The following is a 23,231-nucleotide window of genomic DNA, read 5'->3' as shown; positions in this document are numbered from 1 at the left end:
GAAAGAAGCGCAGAGCACATGCTCTGCGCTTTGCTTTAGTTAGCGGGTTTCACCCCAAAAAGCAGCGCATAAATTACTGGAATAACACAAAGCGTCAACAGCGTACTAATTAACAAGCCTCCGATAATAGCCAGCGCCATTGGCTCCCACATCTCGCCGCCACCTAAGTAAAGTGGTATTAATCCAAACACCGTGGTTGCAGTAGTTAACAGAATGGGTCTTGCGCGCATTTTAGCCGCCACAACAATAGCTTCGAAGTGACTAAGGCCATTGTCTTCATGCTCAATCTTAATACGCTCTAGCAGAACAATAGCATTATTAATCACAATACCTGCGAGCGACACTATGCCGAGTAAGGTCATAAAGCCAAAGAAGGACTGCCCAGCTAATAGACCTACCACCACACCTATCAAACCTAACGGAATGGTAAGCAAAATAATGGTAGCTTTGCGGATAGAGTTGAACTGGCTGACCAACAACAATACGATTATCAATACCGCAATTGGTAACTTTTCGGCGATAGACTCGTTTGCCTTACCTGATGACTCCGCTTCACCACCGAGCTCATAACTATAGCCAAAGGGCCATTTTTCCTGCTGAGACGCTAACCAAGGCGTTAAATCGGCAAACGCCTCGTTTGCCGTAATACTGTCGTCTATTTGCGCGCCTACGGTTACCGTTTTGAAACGATCACGTCGTAGAATATTGGCAGGTTCCCATACGACACTAATGTCAGCCACCTGACGTAAAGGTACAGAAAAACCTGAAGACTGGGAATACACAGCGAGAGACTCTAACTTCCCGATATCTTGCCTGTCTGCGGCTGTAGAACGCATGATAATAGGAATAACTTCATCACCCTCGCGATATTGGGTTAGCTCCATACCAGAAAGCTCAGTCTGAAGTGAAACGGCAATATCCTTGCTCGTTACACCGGCACGACGAGCGCGGGTTTGATTAATCTCTACCACAACTTTCTTGATGGGTAATCCCCAATCATCGCTGATAGATTTTAGCCCAGCGGTCACCGCCATTTGCTGTTTGATACTGTCGACAATGGCGAACAAGATATCCTTGTCTTTACCTTTGAGTCGAATCTCCACGGGATTTTCAATGGGCGAGCCATTTTCAATTTTTCGCAACTTCACCAATAAGTCAGGATAATTCGCTAGCGCATGACGCTCAATGTCACCCATCACACTGTCAATAATATCCAATGAGGTTACATTGACGACTAAGAGGGCATAGTACGAACTGGATGGTTTTGGACCATGAGTCAGCAGGAAGCGAGGCCCACCAGACCCAACATAACTGATCCAATTAGTCACACCTTCGCTACGCTCTTCATTTACCGCGAGTTCATTGCCTATGTATGACTCTAGCAATTGAGTAACTCGCTGAGTCTCTTCTATCTTGGTTCCAATGGGCAGCTCTAACTCAACTTTGAAATAGGTACGATCAGACGGCGGGAAAAACAGCTTAGGAACCAGCCCTAACCCTTGAATCGCGACAAAAAACAGCACTACAGTGACGCCAATCGTCGATAGTCGGTACCTTAACAAGGTACGCAGCAAGTCTTGATAGTAACTATAAAATACACCTTCTTCAGCCGGTGCTGAATCGTCATTTTTATTTTTTACCTTCAAGAAATAAACACAAAGCATAGGGATAATCGTCATCGATATGGCCCATGAGCACAGTAACGTAATAGTAACGACTTTAAACAATGAGGCAGTGTATTCACCCGTGGCCGACTCGGCGAGAAAGATAGGTAAGAAAGCCGCCGCTGTGGTTAATGAAGACACTAACAAAGGCGTTTTCAACTCTGCCGCTGAATCAATAGCTGCATTAAAGGCCTTCTTGCCTTTTTCCATTTGAACCAAGATGCTTTCCGACATCACAATGCCGTTATCCACCAGCATACCCAAAGAAATAATCAATGCAGCCAAGGAAATTTGGTCAACACTAATATTGAAAAATGACATCAGGAGAATGCCTGAAATCATACTGGCAGGGATAAGCGCAGCTACAATAAGCCCGGTTCTCAAACCCAAAGTGAGAAGCATAACCAAAGTAACCACAGCAACGGCTTGAATGAGATTTTCAGCAAAATCGTTGACCTTTTCTTCAACCTCTTGTGGCATAAATGACACTAAAGAAAACTCTACGCCAATGGGGTAAACCTGTTGTAAGCGAGCGAGGGTTTCATTGACCTGCTCACCTAGTACAATGTTATTGCCTCCCTGGCGCATAGAAATGGCAATAGAAAGACCTCTTTCGCCATTTAGCGACACCATGGTTTTTGCAGGATCAATATAACTGCGCTTGATACTGGCCAACTCGCGTAAAAACTGCACACTATCACTACCCGGAATCTGGATAAGCGTTTCACCAATGTCTGCCACAGACTCGAAGTTACCGCTGGGTTCAACTGAAATTCTTTCGCGAGTAAGGTTTATCGCGCCGCCAGAAGAGATGATATTTTGACTAGAAAGCTGGTCGCTTATTTGCGAAGGGGAAATTCCAAGCTCGGCCAGGCGCGCGTTGTCAAACTCTATGTATATCCGTTCGTCTTGCGCACCAAAAATATCCACTTTCGCCGCTTCCGGTAAATGCAGAAGTTCATCTTTTACCTGTTCGGCAATATCTTTCATTTCACGGTAGGTAAAACCCTCTGCGGTCATACCAATGACAATGCCAAACACGTCACCAAACTCATCATTGACTATGGGTGTCTGTGCACCATCGGGCAAATCACCTTCGACAGTCTCGATTTTTCGGCGCAGGTTGTCCCAAATCGGGCGCATTTCCTTGTAACTTTCTTTAATGTTTGCACTAACGATAGACACGCCAGTGCGAGATTCACTCGATACAAAGTCCAGTTCTGGTATTTCTTGTATGACCTTTTCAATCTTATCAGTGACTAACTCCTCTACCCGTTGTGGGCTGGCACCAGGAAAGTACGTTATCACTTGAGCGGTTCGGATGATAAAGCCGGGATCATAGTCTTTGGGCATGGTTTTATAGGCCATGAGCCCGAACATCAGAATGGCAATCATTGCCATCAATGTAGTGCGATTGTTCTCTATTGCGATACGGGTTAAATTCACGACAACCTCCTTATTGTTCAAATTTAACCGTCATACCACCTTGCACCTTACTCATACCTGCAGTCACAAGATGCTGACCGTCTTCGATGCCCGAGTAAACTTCGATGCCCCACGCCGTAATATTGCCGATAACTACATCTTGTCGAGAAATAGTACCTATACCCTCACCGCTCGAACTCACAGTGTAAACATAGTTACCTTTGCTATCTTGTAGTACCGCATGCTCTGGTACATAAAAACGCGCGACATTTTGCTCTGTATTGCTATTCATTACACGAACGCGGGCCGACATTCCGGGCAGAATGGTGTGTTCAGTCGAATTCGGCATAGTAAACACAACCTCGTAGGTCTTGGTTACATCGTCAGCCTGAGTCGATATTTCTTTGAATGTTAAATCGAAAACAGTCTCGGGAATGGACTCAAATACAGCCGTTACTTTAGGGGGCGCTGATTCTGGGCGCACATTGATCAAGATGCTTTCAGGCACGTCTACATTGAAGTTTATATTGCCGATATCATGAAGGGCTGCAATTGGAGACTGCCCTTGAATTTCCTCAAAGTTTTCTACGAAACGCTGTGCTATTACACCGTCAAAACTCGCTTCCAACCGTGTATATGCTAACTTGTTTCTAATACTTTCTAGCTGCGCACTTGCTGAATTGTAGTTGGCCTGTAGTTGGTCGAAGTCAGCCTGAGATATACTGTTATTTACAATGAGTTCTTTACCGCGATTAAAGTCAGATCGTGCCTTATTGAACGACGATTCAGCTTCCGCTAACTCTACTTTAATATCGGTATCATCTAATCGTGCAATTAGCTGACCTTCACTTACGGGGTCACCGGCTTTGACTGGTAATTCAATAATGCGACCAGAAATTTTAAAGGCAAGATTCACTTTTTGAGATGCATCAACTACTGCAGTGAACTCTTTGAACGGACCAGATTCGGCAAGCTCTACCACCATAGTGCGTACAGGTCTTAGTACGGGCTCGTTGTTGTCGATAACTTCAGGTTTACCACACGCTCCAAGTACCCCAATTAGTGCACTAATAACAGCTGCCTTTTTCCATGTCTTCATAAAGCTATTTTTCATCGAGAATTTTTCCTTTGCAAAACAAGTCGCGAGTTTCATACAAGGCCTTAAACATTATCGTGTTCGTTGTTTGGTGAGTGAGGAGACGCAACAGTGCGCGCTTTATCATTCAAGATAGACGCAACTACAAGAATAAACATAATGAAATGGATAACCCCAATACTCCAAATGGTGGTTTTAAAACGCCCCATTTCATGAAGCTTAACCATGTACTCCATGGTCGCCAGCTTCTGACAGCATGCCGCGTCTTTTAGCGCGACAATATCAGTATTGAGTGCATTGATAAGATTAGTTAGGTTGGTCATCATGAAGGCATTAATCAATGCGAAGCCGATGTACACGATAACAGCAACAATTTTTTCAGATCTTTTGAGAGGACGGTCTACATAAATAATACCGCCAATTAGCGCCAAATGAACCGTAATAAACAGCGTCCAATGAGTGTCTAATCGATTATTTAGTGACACTGTTATGTCGAGTAGTTCATAAATATCCATTTTAAAACTCCAAGTCTCAACGTTGTTTTTTATACACTATACGAGTGTTTAACTAAGTCACTATTTTTTCGCCGGATAACCATGACAACTAACGACACTAAAAGCAAACCTAATGTATTTACTGGTGCAGACACTGGTACTTCTTGATACAACCAGTGCCCAGTATGAGAACGGGCTGCGTCCAATGCGACGTTATTCCCAACTATCGCCACATTGTAATCTGGGTTTGACAAATTGTTAGTGTAAGTAATATACGAGCGGTCTACCTCTCCGTTGATTAAACTTCGCGTTAATCCAAACACAAAGTAATTTTGACCACTTACCAAAGTGACATCAAACAACCCTGTATCTTCGCCCACACTATCAATATCGATGAATGCATTTGCCCACTCCGCGCCTGTGTCTCTGTACGAGGCAGCAGCATCTACAAATGTATTTGAGGGTGCACCAGTCACCGAAAGAAACATGTCTCTCACTGCACTGTTGTCAGCCCATATCCAACCATTGAGATCAATACCATTGATGGAGCCATTGCATATACCAGTGCTTACGCTACACACATTAGATAACTGGTTGTAACTTAAATTAGTGGTATCAGTCACTTGCATCCAATTTCTTGAATCTATGACTACGGCTGAGGTTACTGAAGGCATAAAGGTGAAACAACACACAAAGAAAATGTGTGTGGTAGTGATAAGCGCTTTAATCATTATTACCTGCTCCCTATATAGGCAATGCCGACAACGCTATTACAACTTGCTGATAGTTAACAGCAGAATAGTGTTAGGTAGTGAGCCCTAAAAAATATGAGCTCACTCAAATTAAATGGAAAACAATGAATGTGGGTTATTCATCCAGCACGTTAACAGACGCTGTTGTTTCAACATAAGCGACGTTAGTGCTACCGGTTAGCGTTGACAAGCTTGGCCCTAACGCAATGCTACAGATTAACGCTGCTGAACTAAACAATACTGCTACTACAGAACTCTTTTTCATAACAAACTACTTCCTCTGACAAGGCTAAAAAGCCGACTACCTAGAGATGTTCATCACCCTGATAAAACAGTTTTAGAGCTTACTACTCATATGTAGAACTCTACATGAGAGTTAAATTTATGTAAACATTGTAACATTTATACTTTAGATTAGTTATTGCGAAGGGGGTGTAACCACCTCCCTTCGCAATTCGGGTTAATCCCATCGACTATCGGGACATACTGGTAAACTGTAATACCCGCAGACTTGTGACGACGAGCTATTTCTATCAATTACCCCATCAAAATAGACAATATCTGCACCCCATCCATTTAATCCATCACTAAAATCGAGATTAATCGGAGATGCTGAAGCATTTGGCCCCAACAACACACTGCAAAATAAGGTAACAGAACTAAATAGCACTGCGACAACAGAACTTTTCTTCATAACAACTTTCTTCCTCTAAACATGTAGGAAAGTCGAAACTGTACAACTCACGCTATCCGACGCTTCCCTGTGTAAATGAAATGCTAATGGCAAACTCAAAATTGTATGAAAAATGTATAATATAGTTACATATATGTAAACATCATATCTTTATATTTTAGGTTAAAATAGTACAAAGTGCTATATGGAGAATATAAACGTTTGATTTAAATAAGAGTTACGGACAAAGAAATTAGGGCGTTTTCTTTTAGTCGGTCCGATTGAGTATCGAACGTAGGAGACTTTTAGCCTTTAAACAGCAGTTGAATATCAGTACCGGTACCTTCATGGCTATTTACCATTAAGCGACCATTGAGAGAGTTAGTGACTAAGTTATGCACAATACTCATTCCCAAGCCCATACCGCCACCCACTCGATTTGTGGTGAAAAATGGATCAAAAATTTTCGCTTTTACATCGGCAGACATACCAACACCATTATCTGCCATAGATATTGAATATTCCGATGCATTGCCAGAGAGAGTTATCACAATCGACTTTTCACTTTTTACTGAGGGGCTTGGGAAGGCGTGTTTTACGGTATTTGAAATGATATTGGTAATCACCTGAGCTAATCGGGAAGGATATGTGGTTACAACAATAGAGGACTCAGGAAGTTTCAAAATCAAAGAAATGCCAGCCTTCTTTAACATGGGTTTTAGACTTGTTGATATAGAGGACAACCAGTCCACTACGTTTATAGTGCTTTGTTCATCACAATGAAAATCCGTCGCCATTTGCTTAAAATTGCCGATCAACTCACTTGCTCGCGCTAAGTTAAACTCGATACTTTGGGTCATCTCTTTGGCATCAGTGAAATAGGTTTCCATATCGTGTTTGCTAATTGCACCGGCAGTAAACTTCTTCTCCAGTGCATAGATATCAGAAGCGAGTGTTGACGTACCCAACACGGCAACACCCAATGGCGTATTCACCTCATGCGCCACTCCAGCTACTAGCCGCCCTAGAGAGGCCAATTTTTCTTGCTCGACAAGCTGTGCTTGAGAGGCTTTTAACTGCTCAATGGTTTGGTTCAATGCCGCAGTTCGCTTAATAACTTTTTGCTCTAAAGACTCATTTAATTCTCTTAATGCTTCTTCTTTTTCAGAGCGCTCCAATTCGGCAGATATACGCCCGGCAAACAGCTCAAATAGTGCAGCCACGTCTTGTGCGTTTTCAATACTATTGCTGTAAAGTGCAACCACAATCCCAAACACTTTACCGTCAGCGCTATGGAGCGGTGCTCCCACATAGCCTTCGATCCCCATATCTACCAGCAATTGATCTTTGGGGTACAAATCGCAAATTTGACTCGGATAAATACAGGTTGAATCGTCGCTTACGTCAGCGCATGGTGTGTGCTCAAGAGAGTATTCAAAGTTTTCTGCAAAGTCATCTCCTGCCACTAAAGAAAGCGTTCTAGACACATATCTAGCCTGGTCGAGCTTGGCGATAAACGTAAATTGCGCGCCAATAGATTGATGTAATTGCATCGTAATGGTGTCTAAAAAATCCTTTCCATAGGTAGACTTAAGCGACTGAATTATCTCGTCTATTTTAAAGGTATTCACAAAACCACCTCACCATTTAATTGACCTTGCTAATCAATACACTCACGTGCTCAGCAAAAATATTCACCAAATCGATAGAGTTAGCATCAAGTTCTGAGTCGACCTCTAACACCACAACAGATTCAATATCCTCACTAAATCTTTGATGTACAGCCACAAAGTTGGCGTGATACTGAATACTACGCGTTTCAATTGCTTGATCTATTAGTGTTTGAACCTCGGGCTTTGACAGCTCAGCGTCTTGGGTGTTGATTAGGTCGTTGTTCTGCGTTTTGATGTTAATGGCGACCGCTTTTTTATTGTTAACCACAAGCTCTGCCTCGTAGGCATCCAACACTTCACAAAGATATCGAAGAAGGTGTTTAGCAAAGGCGTTAATGTCTTCAAACCGATCTATTTTCAACACGGTATTTATCAGCGCTCTGAGTCCATTCTTGTAGTTATTGATTCGACAAATGTCTCGATACGATCGCAGGGCCACATAAAACAGATGATTCAGACTATCTTTAGTGATTTCGGTTTTAGACTTATAGCCGTCGATATCATAATCGCGAATGACTTCACTTTCAGGTGCTAAACCAGCTTGCCCCGTACGCAATACAATGCGAGACGTTTTATTGGCTAGCGTTGAACGGATATAATTAACCAAACGCAGACCCGCATCATCGGTTTCCATAACAACATCGAGTAAAATAACTGCAATATCTTGTTCTGTTGCTATCAGCCGTTTCGCATCCTCTCCGCTGTATGCGCTGATAAACTCTAGAGCTCTCCCCTGAAACTCAAAGGTTTTCATTGCCAACTTAGTGACTTTATGAACTTCCTGGTCATCATCAACAATGACAACGCGCCAAGGCTTGCGACAATTGCTCTCTTTCTGATTATCTTCTTGAAGCCAATCCATAGATATACATATTGATGAGTTAACATGTAAAGCGTAGTGCTTGTTGATGAATTATCAATATTTAAGAGGTGTGGAAGAGGATAATTAGATGAGAATTTTTTTACTATATCCAAGGGCGGTTTGGGGCTTTAATGGCTGCTTTTAAAATAAAGTTTACCTAGCCAACAGTTTTGTTTAGGTTGTAATTGCATCGCAAACTTCAAGGATACTGCTTTAGAATGCAAACAAAATGGAATTCAAAAATCACAACACTGTTGCTGTGGTGCACCTTACTAGGCTGTACTTCAACCAACAACTCCTCACCGCAAAAAAATGAATTCCAGCGAATAGTGACAGCACTTGAAGGCATTGTTTCTACTGACATTTTTGGCAAAAAGCCCACAATTCCAACCACTGAATCGATTTTAGCGTTAAATGAACAACACAGCTCTATATTTTTGTCGTACTACAACGATCCTGCAACCGCATCGATAAAACCCAATCTACGTATATATCGTTTTTTAGAAAACCAACTCGATCAATTCGATTACCTCGGTGAAACATTAAGCGCGCAGTCTTCGCTAGAAAGAGGCGGTGGTAATTGTATTACCTTAGCAATACTAACCACAGCGTATGCTAACTTAGTGGGGTTAGAGCTGAGTTATCAAGAAAGTCAGTCCGTCCCCATATTCAACAAACAAGGGGGCTTTGAAACACTCTCGACTCATGTAACAACACGTATTTATGACCCTACGTTTGTTCCAGAAGAGGGAACCATATATCTTGAACGTCCAAGCATAGAGATAGACTACTTTCCCTCTCGCGGCGATTGGCGAGGTAAGAAGGTTTCTAATGACCGTTTTCTCGGTATGTATTACCGCAATATAGCCACTGAGTTGCTGCAGAATAATGAGATAGCAAAGGCCGGCTGGTGGATACATGAAGCATACTTACTGGCCCCTGAAGACATATCCAATTTAAATACACTGGCAGTAATTTATCGTCATCTTAACGAACACGCTATTGCTGAAAAGATTTATAAATTAGCAATGGAAATCGACGAAAATGACATTCACATCGTACACAATTATCGCGTATTGCTGATTTCTGAGGGCCGCCTTGAAGAGGCAAAAATACTTGAAGATAAACTACTCACCCTAGATGACCCTAGCCCGTTCCGTTGGTACGAGGTGGCAACAGATGCGTTTAATACTGGCAATTATACGCGGGCTTATCGATTTTTTGATCGCGTCATTGAAAAAGCACCTTACTTACACTTTGGCTATGCCGGGAAAGCTCGCACTGCTATGGCACTTAACCACCCTAATGAAGCAGAGGAATTATTCCAAATGGCCTTGGAGCGTGCATGGGACGATAGCTCTGAGCAACTTTATCGAGCGAAGCTATCAATTCTGGAGACCTATTAACTATGTCAAGTTTAGTCTCCACACTGTTTTAGGACCTATAAATTCAGAAAGCGCTATAACTACGTATTTATCTATGATGCGTTCCAGAAAGAACCACGTCAAATCAATGATTTGTGTGGTACCTTAAACCGTCAAAGTTCATTAAAATAAAACAATATCTAAATCAACACGGCGTAACAATTTCAGGTTCAAAAGAAAAGTCAAAGGTTACGACAAAACAATTAAAATGGAGAGCGTCAATGGGACTTAGTCTAGGATGGATAGCGATAAAATCTGATGAAACAAACAAAATACTAGACTCTTTAAAAACGTTTGAGTCGGTACTCAACAAAGACAAAGAACAACCTCCAATTTACACGGCAAAAGTAAAAAACGGTTGGTTTGTAGTAATCATAGAAGAGTTTTTATCCCCCATCATTTCAGATAGAGCTCTACTGTATTTAACAAGATTTGGCGATGTAGTTTCCTGTCAGTTACACGAGGGGATAATGTCCAGCATGGCTAAACTTTATAGTAATGGTCACAAAGTTTGGAGTATTGAGCATCACGCTCACAAAGGACTAAATCACCTAGAAACTGAAGGTAATTTCCCATACTCATACGATGAGTTGAGAACAAAATACGGTTTAGATCAGGACGATCCGCACATTGACTACTGTTATGAAACTCCTATAGGTGTAGCAAACAATGTTCTCGAGATTAATCCGGTTGCATTGATATTTGAGCAAGATGCATTGGAAAAAATTACGCTAGCAACTCGAACTGTAAAAACCAATGTTCTCAGTAGTTCAGAGCCTCTGCAAGAGAGCTTTATCTCGACAGTGGTTGATGAATTAAAGTCGGTGGAAACTATGGACTGGTTTGTTGTTATGGGAATCACTATCTTCGTGTCAATCATAACAGGGCTTGGTATCGCAAAACTATCAGCACCAACAGAGATTATTAAAGTAGCAATGAGCTTAGTTAGTATCGGCATGCCCTATTTATATTTTAATAAAGTGAGGGGTGCTGATAAGAGGGTAGCCATTACTTGCTCACTGGCAATTTTTGTCGCTTATCAGGTGGTTTTTTTCATCAGATCGTAGCCGAGCATTTCGTCATTACTACAAAAGAGTGTTAAACGCTTATAGTATTTGTAGACCAACACCCACCTTTACTTCCCATTGTTGTTGGTCTAGTTCAATCTCAGGGGCCCTAGGCCATACACAGAACTCATTTTATCGTATTCACCGCTCTGCTTGATGTCTTTTAAACAAGTATCCATGGTAGTTAGAAACGCCTGAGGATCAGCGATGTTTTTCGAGGCTTTAGATACTGTTATGTAGTATGGCTTGCGCGCAAGGGTATAATCGAGTACCTCAAGTCTATCTTCCAACCCTTGCTCCTTAATCATCCAATAAAAGGTCTCTTTTGAATTAGGAACCAAATCAATAGACGGTTTGTCACCTGCAAGTTCATTCACCAAGTTAAGCACACTGTTGCTTTCAACCACCCTACCATTTGCTTTATTGGTAGTTATCACTTCCATTAACTCGGGCGTGTACGACAAGCCCGCCAATAAGCCCAAGGTAAGTGAATACACATCATCTAAGCTAGCGACCTCAAACCCACTATTTGCAGGTGCAAGAAAACCGTATTCACTGACGAAAATAGGCTCTTTGCCATAATAGACAAACTCTTCTCGACTTGATTTGTAGGAATAAAAAGTGACATCAAGTAAGCCTCGTTGCATAAACAAGTGAGTGCGTTTTACCGGGAAAGTCTCGTACGTTAAGTGATAATCTAATGACGCCGTGCAACGCTTTAGGATATCCGTACCTAAGCCTTCTCGGCTTTGATTCGGTTCAGAAAATTGATAAGGCGGCCAGTGGATGTTATTCAGTGTAAGTGATTGTTCGTTGGCAACAGAGTGAAGCGACACACACAACAAAAAGGGTACGCTCAATAACGTTGGTATCTTCACCAGCACCTCAAATAACTTAACTTTACGCATGATCTTACTATTTTAACTGTAGGCGAATACCATTAATGTCTCCACTGGCTATTAGTTTAATATCTGAACCAACATCATTTGAATATAACGTCATACTTTTGAAAACAACGGTTTTTGCCGATGATTACAGAGAAATTTACCGGCATTTTGTTTATATTTTCGGCGGCACTTGCTAGGGTGATAAGTCCATGCAATTGGTGTTTTATTGTAGGTTTTCACCCAAAGCCAATGGGCAAGTTACGCTAGGCATAATGTTGGAGAATCAAAATGATAAGAAAAAGCGCAGCATTAGTTATAGGACTTTTATTACTCACAGCTCCTGTTTGTAAAGCCGCCATAGTCAGCTTTGAATTTTATGGGCAACACCTCACGTACTTTGGTGAGGCGGAAGGTATCGAAGAATACGGCGCTGAAACCTATTTGCGATTTGACGTAAATTTAGCGGATATAACTGACAACGGGCAAAGCCAATTATCAGTCACCTCATTTTTAAATTTTGAATCCTTCACCTTTGATACCCTCAATGGTGGTGTGCTCCACGAGTACACCTTTTTTGACCTTACTGGTAGCGGTGGCTTGGTTGTCGAGCGTTTTGGCAACAGTATATCTGTGCTTGAAGGCTTTGGTCTGTTTGGTGAAACATCAACAGACATTTTTGGCTTTGACACACTGAGGTTCAATGGTCAACTGGTGTTTTACAGTGATGCGTTAGACCAAGCTAGCGCTGCTATTGCGACCTACGGTACGGCGTTGGGAGAGTTTACTACAGAGGTTAAAAGCACATCCGTGAATGCTCCAAGTCATCTATTGATTATCTCTTTAGGTTTGCTACTTAGTACGCTTTTGTATCGGATTAAACAGAAGCGTGATACGCCTTTCTAATTTCCTTTGGACTTTGTCCAATCGTCTTCTTAAAAGCGCGCGAAAAAGCAGCTTCAGACTGATACCCAATATCAAGTGCAATGGCCAATATGGAATCTTTGGACAACTGCAACTTTGAGTAGGCCAAGGACATTCTCCATTCGGTCAAATACTCCATTGGCGTGTTCCCCACCAGGCGTTTAAATTGTTGTGCAAAGCTGGTTCTCGACATGCCAACTTTTAGTGCTAGCTCTTCCAAAGACCAATGATGTTCCGGAGTCTCGTGAATAATCTTCAAGGCCTGTCCAATGCGGTCGTCTTCTAATGCGCCAAGCCATCCCATTTTCTCATCATTGAGTTCAAGTAAGTATTGTCGCATGGCGGTTATCACCAGTATATCGGTCAACCGGGCAATGACGCCCTCAGAGCCAATACCAATATTTACAGCCTCGGATTTAAGCAATTCGCTGATATTACCAACCAGATTCTCCGTTGCTTGACTATTTCGACGAATAACAATGGTAGAAGGGAGGATCCCCAGTAGCTTGATTGCTAGTGGATGTTGAAAGCGAAGTACACCGCAAACCATACTAGAAGATTCGCCATTACCACCGTAATCTAAAGTTTCATAACGTTCTGTGATTGCCTTAATTGGCAATGCTTCCAAGGGTGTAAACGACAAACAGTGGCCGTCACTTAAGTTATGTCCCTCTCCTTTGGGAAATAATATAAAGTCTCCGGTATTGAGGGTAATGTCTTCATTATCGATACGAAAAAACGCACTCCCCTTAAGTACAATGTGATACATCATACAATTTCCCATGGGTGGCATGGTAAGCGCCCACGGAGAGCGCAACGTTGACTGAGTAAAAAAAGCAGTTTCCATACGCAAACTATCCAACAACTTACCGATTGGCTCGTCGGTAATACTTGTGTTTACGCGTTTTTTGTAATCAAAACTCATTGGTTAAGCCGCCTATTTAGCTTTTAAAGTACTTCTCTTACAACGAAAGTAACAAGCCTGCGCATACCGCACTTGTTGTTCTCACGTGATTCCAACTAACCCAGCGCTTAAGGTATGACTCCCACACCCGAGCTACCCCAGCTTGGGGTGTATCCCGCAATAAATTATTCAACGGCACATTGAAAACTATAGTCACGAGAGTTGTTCCGATGAAAAATAGCAAGCCAGCTATGGACTGATAGCTTGAATGAAACACAAAGAAATAAAGCCCTGCAACGCCCGATAACACAAAACATATGAGAAACATCGGATTTAATATCTTCGCGTTAATATCAATCATAATAGCAGCGCCGTCTTTGCGCTTCGACAAAACTCTCATTACCGTATTGCTAAAAATAAAGTACAGCCCAACCATAATGATCATGGAAAGTTGAAGCAAAGCTTCAACCACCGAAAGCAAGGTTAACTCATGCATTGTTAGCTCCACCGAAAGCCTGGATATTATCAATAACGAACGTTTTAAAGCTTTTAGCTGGGCGACCTAACGCTTGCTGAACGCCATCTACAGTGTATTCATTTCTGCCATCGAGGACTTCTGTGAACAAGTAAGTGAGCATGTCGATAGCTTTAGGTTCAACACCGTGACTTTCCATTGACTGAACAAATGCCTGCTGAGGAATTTGTGCAAACTCCACTGGCCGTTTGAGCACCTCCGTAAATACTTCCGCCAATTGGGCAAAGCTTAGTAGCTCTGGACCTGTCACTTCATAGAGTTTACCGTCGTGATTAACATCAAGTAACGAGGCAACAACCACATCGCAAATGTCGTCAACATCGATGAAAGGTTCGGTAACTGCTCCTACGGGCAACGCAATACTTCCCGCTTGAACAAAGTCATGAAACATACCTTCACTGAAATTCTGATTAAACCAACTAGCTCTGACGATAGTCCAACTCAAACCCGAGGTTTTTACGATGTCCTCGCACACTTGTGCAGCTGGCTCTCCACGACCAGAAAGCAAAGTAATATGTTTAACCCCTTTGATTCTGGCAAGGGCACAGAACTTTGCGATATCGTCTGGCGCCTCTGGGGTAGCTAAGTCAGGATAATAGGTTAAATAAACAACCTCCACTCCCACTAGCGCAGCTGACCACGTTTCGGGGGCGCGCCAATCGAAATGTACCTCACCTTGGCGACTTGCACCTTTAACATTAAACCCCAGTGACGTTAGTTTACTGTGTACTCGTGATCCCGTTTTACCGGTTGCACCAATGACTAAATAGTTAGTTGCATCTCGTTTCATCTTGCCCTCACCCTGTTAATTAAGACAAGGTCAATTTATCGAATTACACAGAGGAGTAATTGACTCAGCGTATGAGTTTTTGTGCACATCGTACACACGATGAATTTGTACCGAATCACTCCATTAACACGCTACTTTCTGCGCCATAGCCAAAACACAATCACGCTTAAAATAATCACTATGACACCAATAAGAACATCTAGAAAAACGCTGTCCATGCGATTATTGACTAGATAAATATCAGGCTTTCCTGTTTTCCATAGCGTCCACTGAGTGGCCATGTTAGACGCAAAAGCTTCATCGTTACCCGTCTGGAACATAATGAAACCATCGCCATTTTTTGGGTTAAAACGCACAGTCGCGTTTAGGTAGGGCGACTTACCTCCGTGGCCTACAATAAATCCAGTGTCTATGGGAGCAAATAACATAACACCGGCTCCCCAAATGGGTTGCCCACCCACAAAGGCTTCTGGTTGTCGCATTTGCGCTAAACTGTCTTTGCTCAATAGCGATGTGATTTTTTGAGTATTCGAAGCCTTCGGAACGTTAGCCAACATAAGTTTGAGCATATCATTAAGGTTGGAATATAAACCGGTTGCCGCAAGTGAAGTGTAATTGGGATAAACCCGTGCTTGCTGACCTTCACCAAAATATTCAGCCAGCATCGGGTCGTCACGGTTTACTTGAAAATACGTGTTCTCTAAACCCAAAGGTTCAAACAAGAGGCTTTGCATCGCGGTTTGAAAATCACCCTGAGTAACTTCTTCAATCACGAGCTGAATGAGGTTGTAGCTACCACCAGAGTAATCCCAAGACTCTCCAGGCATTTTAGTCACTGCAACTCTAGCTTGTACGCCCGGATCAGCATCGGCAGCAAGGGTTAAATGCTCTGTTAAGGGTTGAATAGCCTCGTTGGGGGCAAAACCATTGTGACCAAGGCCGTCTTCTATTCCAGCCGTGTGGCTGAGTAGCCGACGCAAGGTGACCAAGTTATTGTCAAACTCACTTTTGGGCAACTGCCAACGGGTAGTGTATTGCGACACCGGTGTATCTATATCAAGTTTACCCTGCTCAACCAAGCGCATAACTGCCATGGCGGTCACCCATTTTCCCACCGAGGCAACACCAAACACCGATTGCTCATCCACTGGCTTACCCACTGATAAAAAATGGGTATGCGCTACCTTACCTTGTTCAATAACTGCATAAACCGCATTCCCTTTATACTCTGATTCTACTTCTTGTTTCAGTCGATTAGAAAACGCCTCGCTGTCATGCTGCTCTGCCCAGGGTGATAACAACCACCCATTTACCAACGCGGTAAAGCGCAACGCTCCCCACCCTGCAGATAGAGTTACAACAACTAATACAGAAAGCAGTAATTTTTTCATTTAATTTTCCGTTCAAAAGTGTTGGCAAAAGTATAAGAGCTTCGACGGCAATTAATTGATTTACCGTGCAGGAAGCATTGCAGAGCGTTCAGCGAGAAAGCTCCTTACAGTGTTGCTAGTGCCTGCCTCAATTTTCCTGCGAGTTCACCATTAGTAAGCTCACCTTTTTCCAGATCAAAATTGTCGTAGAAACTCGGAATAGAAAGCGTAGCGGTTACGTTACCCTTAAAAAAATGTGCAGATTCATTGGCGAGCTTCAATACACTACAGGCACCACCGGGGCCGGGTGACGTAGACAACATAACAACGGGTTTTGACTGGTATACATCCATTCGTTCACGGGATGCCCAATCGAACAAATTTTTATAGGCTACTGTGTAATTGCCGTTATGCTCAGCAAAAGAAATCAATAACGCATCAGCCTCAGCAATTTTTGCAATAAATCGATTGGCTGCTGAAGGAATACCGTGGGCTTCTTCAAGATCACTGCTATAAATCGGCATTTCATAGTCATTAATGTTTAAAACCTCTACCGAATGTTCAGGTAAAAGCGAAGACGCATAGTTAACTAGCGATTGGTTAATAGACTTGCGACTGTTACTTGCTGCGAATGCTAAAATTTTCATCATTTTCTCCAATTCAATGTTTATTGTGCGGTAGTTTTACTCGGCCAAGCTGCCGAACTTTCCGGCGCGAAGATCAGCTTCTGCTTGAGCAATTTCCGTGTAGGAACTCATTACAAACGGCCCTTTTTGGACGTACTCTTCATTAATGGGCTTGGCAGCAACTAGAACGAAATGCACGGTCTCGCTACCAGAATTGTCTAAAGTTATTTGTGGTAAGTGTTCAGAATGAAGTTCTGAAAACGCGATTGCTTGTCCAGCACTAAGGTTTGTACTTACACCTTTTGAGCTTACCGTTAGCTTTCCGCTTACCACAGTCACCCAAGCATTTTCGCCTTGCTGCGGCACATGAGAGAAACGTACATTGGATTCAAGAAAACCATCTAACATTGTCATGGGCAATGCAGGGGATTGCGCGCCTTTAATGCCATTACTCTCACCCAGAACAATACGCACGCGAGAGCCTTCACCAGTTAACACTGGCATATGTTGTGCGCTCACATGGAGCGATTCAGGGGCACCGTATTGCAGTGATGCGGGTAGATTGACAAACAATTGGAGGCCGTGAATTTGTGAGCCAGCTAATGGAAACTCGTCGTGAATGGCTCCGGCCCCTGCTTTTAACCAATAAAGGTCGCCAGGCATAATATCGAACGCATTACCTAGTGAATCTCGGTTATGAAAACGCCCTTCGCTATCTTCAAAAATCATTGAAACAGCAGACATACCGGCGTGAGGGTGTGGACCAAAGGTAGGTTGGGACATCATATAATGATCCACCATAACTATGGGATCCATAGTTCCGCTAAAGTCGCTATCTCTGTACGCGAGTGCTTGAAAGCCATCTGCAACACTGAACGGTTGCCCAGACTTCACCAAAGCGGAAGCTCCCTTTGAGGCTTGCTTCTCATCTAACTCTACAGCTAAGTTTTGTGTTGTATTCATAGTGCTAACTCTGTTTGCTAACGTTTGAGATAATTCTAGCGATAGAACGATAGCAATGAGTAGATAGAAATTTCGAAAGCTACGTTCTATATTTGGAACAATGGAATACGATATGAATAGTTAACGGCGAAAAGAATGATAGATTTGAATGACTACTATTACTTTGTTCACGTGGTAGAAAAGCGTGGTTTTACACCCGCTGCAAATGCGTTAAATATGCCTAAATCTCGCTTGAGCCGACATGTCTCAAAACTTGAGGAACGACTTGATACCAAGCTTATTCAAAGGACTTCTCGCCAATTTAACGTCACCGAAACTGGCCAAATTTTTTACCAGCACGCTCGTGCTTTACTCGATGAAATGGAAGCTGCTGAAGCTGCCATCGAGAGCAGAAAAACATCACTGACTGGGCGCGTGTCGCTAAGCTGTTCACTGGGTGTAGCGCACTATGCTATTCAAGATTTAGTGATCAAATTTATGCAGGAACACCCCGATGTTGAGCTTGTGCAACAGGTGACTAATCAAAACGTAGACATGGTTTCAACCGGCGTAGACATGGCGATCAGAGGACATACCGACAGCCTCCCCGACTCTAGTATTATTCAAAGAAGTTTATCGACATTCTCTTGGTATTTGTTTGCAAGCCCTGCCTACTTAGCCAACGCAGGTAACCCAACCACACCCTACGATTTGTATAAAAGACAAAGTTTAAAACTTGGGTGGCAACCTACCAGCGGGCATTGGACGCTACAAAATCAAGACGGTGTAAAAACCACTATTCCTTTCACGCCACAATTGTGTAGCGACGACATGAGCACCCTTATAAAAGCGGCAGTTGAAGGTATGGGGATTGTCAGTTTGCCTGCTTATACCTGTAAAAAAGAGCTGAGTAATGGCTCACTACAACGGGTGTTACCCACATGGATTTCTGGCAAAGCCCAATTGAGTTTACTTACTCCATCACGACGCACCCAATCCCCTGTGGCAAAAGCGTTTGCCGATTACCTAATAGAACACCTAAACACCATTACCCAAGACTAAATTCTCCTTCGCACCAAGCTAATGGCAGCTTCGAACACTGTTGTTGGCTCAGTGCATTTTTACATTTTGATACAACCCAGATCATGAAACCACTAGTATTAACCAAACACTAGTGTTAACTTAATCATAGTGATAACTAAACACTAGTATCGATGAGTAAAGAAAAAAGCGATTTACAAGAAGACGACATGCTGGAACAGCAGGTTAAAAAGTTTCAAAAAGAACTTAACTCGGGAACAGTCTCCCTCATGCTGCTGTCGGTGATAGGCCAATCTGCGTCTCCTATGTATGGCTACGAAATTTCAAAAGCCTTACAGCAGAGTAACGACGGCAAACAGGGGGCGATTTACCCTGTTTTGCGCAATTTGCATAGCAAAGGATTACTCGACTGTGAGGTCAAACTGTCGGAAAGCGGACCGCCAAGAAAATATTTCAGCATTTCGCCACTGGGAAAACGGGTGCTTGAACAATGGGTATCTACGTGGAGAGCCACCCAGCATCAAGTGAATAACATTTTAGGCTTGGGTGATAACAATGAATAAACCTTATGACGACATTCAGCATTATTTAAATGAGCTGCAATCTGCATTACACGGCCAACCAGCTGGTTTAGTGCAAGATGCCATGTACGACGCCGAAAATCACTTTTTGGATGCATTGGCCAATGATGAAAGTAAGAATATGGCGGAACTCATCGAAGCATTTGGTAGCCCAAAAGAGGTGGCAGCTCAGTACATCAAATTTGAACACGACACCCAACGTTTTGTGCATGGTATAGCGTCTAAACCACCACTTTTCAACGGATTTTTTGCACCATTGTCGAGCTTCAAAAGCTACAAATCGCTAAGTTACTTTTTTATTTCTCTGCCGCTCAGTATTGCTTATTTTGGCTGGTTAGCACTGTTTGGTGTACCTGCATTGGTATTGTCTATCGTAGGCGTTGGACTCCCCTTTCTTGCGTTATTCTTGAAAAGCCAGACCTATCTTGCTCTCATTGAAGGTCAGCTTATAAACAGCTTGCTAGGTGTTCGTATGCCAAGACGGCCAAGCCGAATAACCAGAACGGGGGCACCATCCACTTGGTGGCAGGCGATATCGAGTGTGTTGAAATCACCTCAAGGCTGGCGTGCAACCTTATACACCATGCTTCATCTTCCGCTAAGCGCCACGTATTTTGCTGCTTCGTGCTTACTTTTTGTGAGCTCGATAGCACTCATACTTACCCCAATTGTGGACCCTATCATTCACGGATTTTCGCCACACTTGGCAGTAGATATTCCATGGTTTTGGTTCCCGATTACCACCATCGTTGGAGCCATTGGCATGACATTGTCGATGCACATATCAAGGCTACTCGTGTCGCTTCAAACCAGTATCGCGAGTTATCTGCTCATACAGCGGTAACTCTACACACCCAATATACAGCTGGCGACAATCGATCGCCGGCTATGACAACTTACTCTTTAAGAGGTATTATTATGACTTCATCAAGTCGTACTTTTGCTGTGCTCGAAATTCTGTTCTTTGTGGTATTTGCTCTAGCAAGCAAATCACTGGTTTTGCATTGGACAATGAAATACGCAGGACCCATCACCCTGATTTCAACGCTACTACTACTCACGCTGTACCTACGCTCACAAGGTAAATCGTGGTCGCAATACGGGTTAAAACCATTACAGGGGCTGAAATCAAAGCTGCTAGTGATACCACAAGCTTTTCTCGTGTTTATCGCATTTGCCATTGCGGTAGGTTCAGTAATGACACTGGCAGAAACATTGCAAATTACGGCACTACTTGAAGTATCGGACGGCGTAGAAGCGCGATTTGGTGAGGTACGAGACAATTTACCCAAGCTACTTATGTGGTTGGCAATAGTGTGGGTTTCGGCTGCGTTTGGTGAAGAAATGTTCTTTCGTGGTTACCTGGTCACTAGACTACAAGAAGCACTGCCTAGTTCAACACTAGCCACCATTGCTGCGGTAATTATTCCTGCGATCATCTTTGGCTTTGGACACTACCACTATCAAGGTATCAGAGGCTTTGTTATGACAGGATTAGTCGGAGTAGCCTTTGGCGTGAGCTATTTGTTACTTAAGAAAAACTTGTGGCCCGTTATCCTTGTGCACGGCGTGATTGATTCACTGGCGTTTGTTGGCTTGTATATGGGAGCGGAGTGAACGGCTGTCAGTTCGTGGCTCGATATTGACTGAGTTTTTAACGGCCTCAATTAACTGATTGAGGCCGTTAACATGGCTATACAACTAAAAACGATACTTCCTATATAGCATCATGGTTACTAACCCCAAAATAGCGAGGAGAATAGGCGAAGGTGCTGACACTGGTGTACTAGAAGCCCCTGCTAACAAAGCCACTTCTTCAAGAGTCAATGCATGATTATATACACCGACTTCATCAATAGTACCGTTAAAGTCATGGACCAATGAATTGCGACTGTTTATCCCTAAGTCAATGTTCATGGATGATGTAAAAGTACTACTATCCGTAGTGCTAGCGGACAGAACTCCGTCTATAAAAGTACTCATTGAAGCCCCATTTTTAACTACAGCAAAGTGATAAAAGTCACCATCATTTAATGACAACCCTGAAGTAAAAAGACTGGTGCCACCTGACGAGCCATAGGGAAAACGGTGCAAGAATCGCAAATTGCCGCTTGATTCAACTCTAACCATGATCCCATGGCTTGAACCACCAAACTGAGTCGCTGAGAAAACCGTATTATTGACAGTATCGTTGGTAACCTGAAACCAACCGCTGATGGAATAACTACCTTGTGCGAAGTCGACATTATTAAAAGAAACGTAGTCGTTGTTTCCATCGAAAACAAACCCTTGCCCCGACACACCGGTGCCATAAGATGTGTTTCCAACCAGAGAGCCATTGTACCCGTTACCTGATGAGTCATTTGCATTACCCTCCCCTGACCAAGATGCTATTAGCGCCGCTGATGCAGGAAGGTTGATAGTTATTGAGAGTAATACTGCGATTCCCAGTTTAAGAAAGGTGTAAATATTGCGATTTTTTGCCGTTGGCATAGTGAATCCTCCGTGAGAGAGTTTTTAGATTTAGCAAATCCTACTTCTCCACATGGATTGCTTAATAAGGCCGAAAGCAATAACAAAGCCATATACAATATAGTTACGATAAACAATGAGATAGCAATATCCACTAAACAAACCTTTAACGAAGTGTAAATAATGTGGACATTTTTTAACCACTCTTTTAGAAACACACTCTTGCAGTGTTTGTGGTTTAACTATTTGAGTTTGACCATCAAACTATCAACAATCCCGACTTTTCAGACACTGAAATGGTTACCTTGACGCCAGAATTGAAGTGAATGAAGTCATCTTCAATACCATCAGAGAAGATGACTCCATTCTCTGGCATATGTGACTCAAGTATGAGTTGAGAGCCGTTGGTAATTTCACCGTAAACAATATCAGTTCCAGTAACATTGCTGGGAAAAGGCTCCCTTACTGCAAACTGAAGTCGCTTTTCACTCCAACCAAATCCGTTACCATCAGGGTGTTGAGTTGAACCCATAACGCCCATGGCACCTGCTAGAACAGACTGGAACCAACCCGTTGACCCAAAACCTGTTGAAACAATAATTCCGGAAGATGATTGCACTTCTGTCAAGCCATGCCACTCAAGTTTGTACCTAGCAGATGTATGGCTTTTGGGCCCTATGAATATATCGTTAACAGCTAACAGTACTTGGCCATCGTTCGTGGCAGCTTCGGCAAAGGTAATTGATTTTTGCTCACGCTTGTTGTTCATTGAGTCAACGACAACATCGTGCAACTGTTCAATCTCAAACGGTAGTAGCTTGCCATCCCATCGCTTTGGCTCAGGGTTTATTGCAATCACTGGCTGCCCGTCTAAATATTTGAGTGTGTTGGCGACAAGACCGTCTTGACCGACAACCACTACCACATCGTTATTATTGAACGAGTAGCTGGGAAGTAAGCTTCGCTCTAACAGCTGAAAACGCCCCAGCGCTCTTAAGTTACCTTCCGCCTTTGCAAGGCACACAGGGGATA

General features: G+C 42.9%; 24 protein-coding genes. 7 read left to right on the top strand and 17 right to left on the bottom strand.

Annotation, left to right across the window (positions count from 1 at the left end):
• Positions 1 to 35: 35 nt before the first annotated feature.
• The 8 genes from EYS00_RS19260 to EYS00_RS19230 all read right to left on the bottom strand — a co-directional run bounded on the left by EYS00_RS19260 (position 36) and on the right by EYS00_RS19230 (position 8,639).
• A complete protein-coding gene (locus EYS00_RS19260; protein ID WP_130639546.1) occupies positions 36 to 3,110 on the bottom strand; it encodes an efflux RND transporter permease subunit in 3,075 nt (1,024 codons plus the stop codon).
• Positions 3,111 to 3,120: 10 nt separating this feature from the next.
• Positions 3,121 to 4,203, bottom strand: a complete 1,083-nt coding sequence (locus EYS00_RS19255; protein WP_165399438.1) for an efflux RND transporter periplasmic adaptor subunit — start codon at positions 4,201 to 4,203, stop codon at positions 3,121 to 3,123.
• 47 nt (positions 4,204 to 4,250) lie between these two features.
• Positions 4,251 to 4,700: a hypothetical protein gene (locus EYS00_RS19250; protein ID WP_130639544.1), complete on the bottom strand. Its 450-nt coding sequence runs from the start codon at positions 4,698 to 4,700 to the stop codon at positions 4,251 to 4,253.
• Between the two features lie 29 nt (positions 4,701 to 4,729).
• Entirely contained in the window at positions 4,730 to 5,410 is a 681-nt protein-coding gene (locus EYS00_RS19245) for a hypothetical protein (protein WP_130639543.1), read from the bottom strand.
• 136 nt (positions 5,411 to 5,546) lie between these two features.
• Positions 5,547 to 5,696, bottom strand: coding sequence for a hypothetical protein (locus EYS00_RS20625; RefSeq protein WP_165399437.1), 150 nt, complete (start codon positions 5,694 to 5,696; stop codon positions 5,547 to 5,549).
• A gap of 195 nt (positions 5,697 to 5,891) precedes the next feature.
• Entirely contained in the window at positions 5,892 to 6,125 is a 234-nt protein-coding gene (locus EYS00_RS19240; RefSeq protein WP_130639542.1) for a hypothetical protein, read from the bottom strand.
• 284 nt (positions 6,126 to 6,409) lie between these two features.
• Entirely contained in the window at positions 6,410 to 7,735 is a 1,326-nt protein-coding gene (locus EYS00_RS19235) for a GAF domain-containing sensor histidine kinase (RefSeq protein WP_130639541.1), read from the bottom strand.
• A gap of 16 nt (positions 7,736 to 7,751) precedes the next feature.
• Positions 7,752 to 8,639 carry a DUF3369 domain-containing protein gene (locus EYS00_RS19230; RefSeq protein WP_130639540.1) on the bottom strand — a complete coding sequence of 296 codons (888 nt, stop codon included), beginning with the start codon at positions 8,637 to 8,639 and terminating at the stop codon, positions 7,752 to 7,754.
• Between the two features lie 218 nt (positions 8,640 to 8,857).
• Between EYS00_RS19230 and EYS00_RS19225 the strand changes: the two genes are divergently transcribed.
• Positions 8,858 to 10,045 (top strand): tetratricopeptide repeat protein, encoded by a 1,188-nt coding sequence (locus EYS00_RS19225; RefSeq protein ID WP_130639539.1) that lies wholly within the window; start codon positions 8,858 to 8,860, stop codon positions 10,043 to 10,045.
• A 239-nt stretch (positions 10,046 to 10,284) separates the two neighbouring features.
• A complete protein-coding gene (locus EYS00_RS19220) occupies positions 10,285 to 11,130 on the top strand; it encodes a hypothetical protein (protein WP_130639538.1) in 846 nt (281 codons plus the stop codon).
• Positions 11,131 to 11,219: 89 nt separating this feature from the next.
• Here EYS00_RS19220 and EYS00_RS19215 read toward each other — a convergent pair whose 3' ends face one another.
• Positions 11,220 to 12,038 carry an ABC transporter substrate-binding protein gene (locus tag EYS00_RS19215; protein ID WP_130639537.1) on the bottom strand — a complete coding sequence of 273 codons (819 nt, stop codon included), beginning with the start codon at positions 12,036 to 12,038 and terminating at the stop codon, positions 11,220 to 11,222.
• Positions 12,039 to 12,305: 267 nt separating this feature from the next.
• Between EYS00_RS19215 and EYS00_RS19210 the strand changes: the two genes are divergently transcribed.
• Positions 12,306 to 12,920, top strand: coding sequence for a hypothetical protein (locus tag EYS00_RS19210; protein ID WP_130639536.1), 615 nt, complete (start codon positions 12,306 to 12,308; stop codon positions 12,918 to 12,920).
• Here EYS00_RS19210 and EYS00_RS19205 read toward each other — a convergent pair.
• The 6 genes from EYS00_RS19205 to EYS00_RS19180 form a co-directional block, all read right to left on the bottom strand.
• Entirely contained in the window at positions 12,892 to 13,863 is a 972-nt protein-coding gene (locus EYS00_RS19205; RefSeq protein ID WP_130639535.1) for an AraC family transcriptional regulator, read from the bottom strand. The genes EYS00_RS19210 and EYS00_RS19205 overlap by 29 nt on opposite strands.
• A 37-nt stretch (positions 13,864 to 13,900) precedes the next feature.
• A complete protein-coding gene (locus tag EYS00_RS19200) occupies positions 13,901 to 14,338 on the bottom strand; it encodes a DUF1772 domain-containing protein (RefSeq protein ID WP_130639534.1) in 438 nt (145 codons plus the stop codon).
• Positions 14,331 to 15,167 carry an NmrA family NAD(P)-binding protein gene (locus tag EYS00_RS19195; RefSeq protein ID WP_130639533.1) on the bottom strand — a complete coding sequence of 279 codons (837 nt, stop codon included), beginning with the start codon at positions 15,165 to 15,167 and terminating at the stop codon, positions 14,331 to 14,333. The genes EYS00_RS19200 and EYS00_RS19195 overlap by 8 nt, the downstream gene beginning before the upstream one ends.
• Before the next feature lie 131 nt (positions 15,168 to 15,298).
• Positions 15,299 to 16,558, bottom strand: a complete 1,260-nt coding sequence (locus tag EYS00_RS19190; protein ID WP_130639532.1) for a serine hydrolase — start codon at positions 16,556 to 16,558, stop codon at positions 15,299 to 15,301.
• A gap of 104 nt (positions 16,559 to 16,662) precedes the next feature.
• Positions 16,663 to 17,184, bottom strand: coding sequence for an NADPH-dependent FMN reductase (locus EYS00_RS19185; protein ID WP_130639563.1), 522 nt, complete (start codon positions 17,182 to 17,184; stop codon positions 16,663 to 16,665).
• 36 nt (positions 17,185 to 17,220) lie between these two features.
• Positions 17,221 to 18,126: a pirin family protein gene (locus tag EYS00_RS19180; protein ID WP_130639531.1), complete on the bottom strand. Its 906-nt coding sequence runs from the start codon at positions 18,124 to 18,126 to the stop codon at positions 17,221 to 17,223.
• A gap of 135 nt (positions 18,127 to 18,261) precedes the next feature.
• Between EYS00_RS19180 and EYS00_RS19175 the strand changes: the two genes are divergently transcribed.
• The 4 genes from EYS00_RS19175 (at position 18,262) to EYS00_RS19160 (ending at position 21,344) form a co-directional block, all read left to right on the top strand.
• Positions 18,262 to 19,167 (top strand): LysR substrate-binding domain-containing protein, encoded by a 906-nt coding sequence (locus tag EYS00_RS19175; RefSeq protein WP_130639530.1) that lies wholly within the window; start codon positions 18,262 to 18,264, stop codon positions 19,165 to 19,167.
• A gap of 152 nt (positions 19,168 to 19,319) precedes the next feature.
• Complete coding sequence (locus EYS00_RS19170; RefSeq protein ID WP_207301734.1) at positions 19,320 to 19,709, top strand: PadR family transcriptional regulator; 390 nt, start codon at positions 19,320 to 19,322, stop codon at positions 19,707 to 19,709.
• Positions 19,702 to 20,571 carry a sensor domain-containing protein gene (locus EYS00_RS19165; protein ID WP_130639529.1) on the top strand — a complete coding sequence of 290 codons (870 nt, stop codon included), beginning with the start codon at positions 19,702 to 19,704 and terminating at the stop codon, positions 20,569 to 20,571. Before EYS00_RS19170 ends, EYS00_RS19165 begins: the two co-directional genes overlap by 8 nt.
• Before the next feature lie 74 nt (positions 20,572 to 20,645).
• Complete coding sequence (locus tag EYS00_RS19160) at positions 20,646 to 21,344, top strand: CPBP family intramembrane glutamic endopeptidase (RefSeq protein ID WP_130639528.1); 699 nt, start codon at positions 20,646 to 20,648, stop codon at positions 21,342 to 21,344.
• 84 nt (positions 21,345 to 21,428) lie between these two features.
• Here EYS00_RS19160 and EYS00_RS19155 read toward each other — a convergent pair whose 3' ends face one another.
• Together EYS00_RS19155 and EYS00_RS20620 are read right to left on the bottom strand one after the other, a co-directional pair.
• A complete protein-coding gene (locus EYS00_RS19155; protein ID WP_130639527.1) occupies positions 21,429 to 22,220 on the bottom strand; it encodes a LamG domain-containing protein in 792 nt (263 codons plus the stop codon).
• Positions 22,221 to 22,458: 238 nt separating this feature from the next.
• Positions 22,459 to 23,231 (bottom strand): sugar kinase (locus EYS00_RS20620; protein WP_165399436.1); only part of this gene is annotated, 773 nt, incomplete at its 5' end.

Source organism: Alteromonas sp. KUL49, from assembly GCF_006538345.1.
GTDB lineage: Bacteria > Pseudomonadota > Gammaproteobacteria > Enterobacterales > Alteromonadaceae > Alteromonas.
This window is presented reverse-complemented; position numbering and strand designations above follow the sequence as displayed.

Bases quoted from the DNA above. Each gene is read 5' to 3' on its own strand.
- EYS00_RS19245 (WP_130639543.1), bottom strand. From the start codon at position 5,410: ATGATTAAAGCGCTTATCACTACCACACACATTTTCTTTGTGTGTTGT.
- EYS00_RS19175 (WP_130639530.1), top strand. From the start codon at position 18,262: ATGATAGATTTGAATGACTACTATTACTTTGTTCACGTGGTAGAAAAG.
- EYS00_RS19185 (WP_130639563.1), bottom strand. From the start codon at position 17,184: ATGAAAATTTTAGCATTCGCAGCAAGTAACAGTCGCAAGTCTATTAAC.
- EYS00_RS19225 (WP_130639539.1), top strand. From the start codon at position 8,858: ATGCAAACAAAATGGAATTCAAAAATCACAACACTGTTGCTGTGGTGC.
- EYS00_RS19250 (WP_130639544.1), bottom strand. From the start codon at position 4,700: ATGGATATTTATGAACTACTCGACATAACAGTGTCACTAAATAATCGA.
- EYS00_RS19195 (WP_130639533.1), bottom strand. From the start codon at position 15,167: ATGAAACGAGATGCAACTAACTATTTAGTCATTGGTGCAACCGGTAAA.
- EYS00_RS19255 (WP_165399438.1), bottom strand. From the start codon at position 4,203: ATGAAAAATAGCTTTATGAAGACATGGAAAAAGGCAGCTGTTATTAGT.
- EYS00_RS19180 (WP_130639531.1), bottom strand. From the start codon at position 18,126: ATGAATACAACACAAAACTTAGCTGTAGAGTTAGATGAGAAGCAAGCC.
- EYS00_RS19210 (WP_130639536.1), top strand. From the start codon at position 12,306: ATGATAAGAAAAAGCGCAGCATTAGTTATAGGACTTTTATTACTCACA.
- EYS00_RS19240 (WP_130639542.1), bottom strand. From the start codon at position 6,125: ATGAAGAAAAGTTCTGTTGTCGCAGTGCTATTTAGTTCTGTTACCTTA.
- EYS00_RS19170 (WP_207301734.1), top strand. From the start codon at position 19,320: ATGAGTAAAGAAAAAAGCGATTTACAAGAAGACGACATGCTGGAACAG.
- EYS00_RS19160 (WP_130639528.1), top strand. From the start codon at position 20,646: ATGACTTCATCAAGTCGTACTTTTGCTGTGCTCGAAATTCTGTTCTTT.
- EYS00_RS19230 (WP_130639540.1), bottom strand. From the start codon at position 8,639: ATGGATTGGCTTCAAGAAGATAATCAGAAAGAGAGCAATTGTCGCAAG.
- EYS00_RS19215 (WP_130639537.1), bottom strand. From the start codon at position 12,038: ATGCGTAAAGTTAAGTTATTTGAGGTGCTGGTGAAGATACCAACGTTA.
- EYS00_RS20625 (WP_165399437.1), bottom strand. From the start codon at position 5,696: ATGAAAAAGAGTTCTGTAGTAGCAGTATTGTTTAGTTCAGCAGCGTTA.
- EYS00_RS19190 (WP_130639532.1), bottom strand. From the start codon at position 16,558: ATGAAAAAATTACTGCTTTCTGTATTAGTTGTTGTAACTCTATCTGCA.
- EYS00_RS19220 (WP_130639538.1), top strand. From the start codon at position 10,285: ATGGGACTTAGTCTAGGATGGATAGCGATAAAATCTGATGAAACAAAC.
- EYS00_RS19200 (WP_130639534.1), bottom strand. From the start codon at position 14,338: ATGCATGAGTTAACCTTGCTTTCGGTGGTTGAAGCTTTGCTTCAACTT.
- EYS00_RS19155 (WP_130639527.1), bottom strand. From the start codon at position 22,220: ATGCCAACGGCAAAAAATCGCAATATTTACACCTTTCTTAAACTGGGA.
- EYS00_RS19205 (WP_130639535.1), bottom strand. From the start codon at position 13,863: ATGAGTTTTGATTACAAAAAACGCGTAAACACAAGTATTACCGACGAG.
- EYS00_RS19165 (WP_130639529.1), top strand. From the start codon at position 19,702: ATGAATAAACCTTATGACGACATTCAGCATTATTTAAATGAGCTGCAA.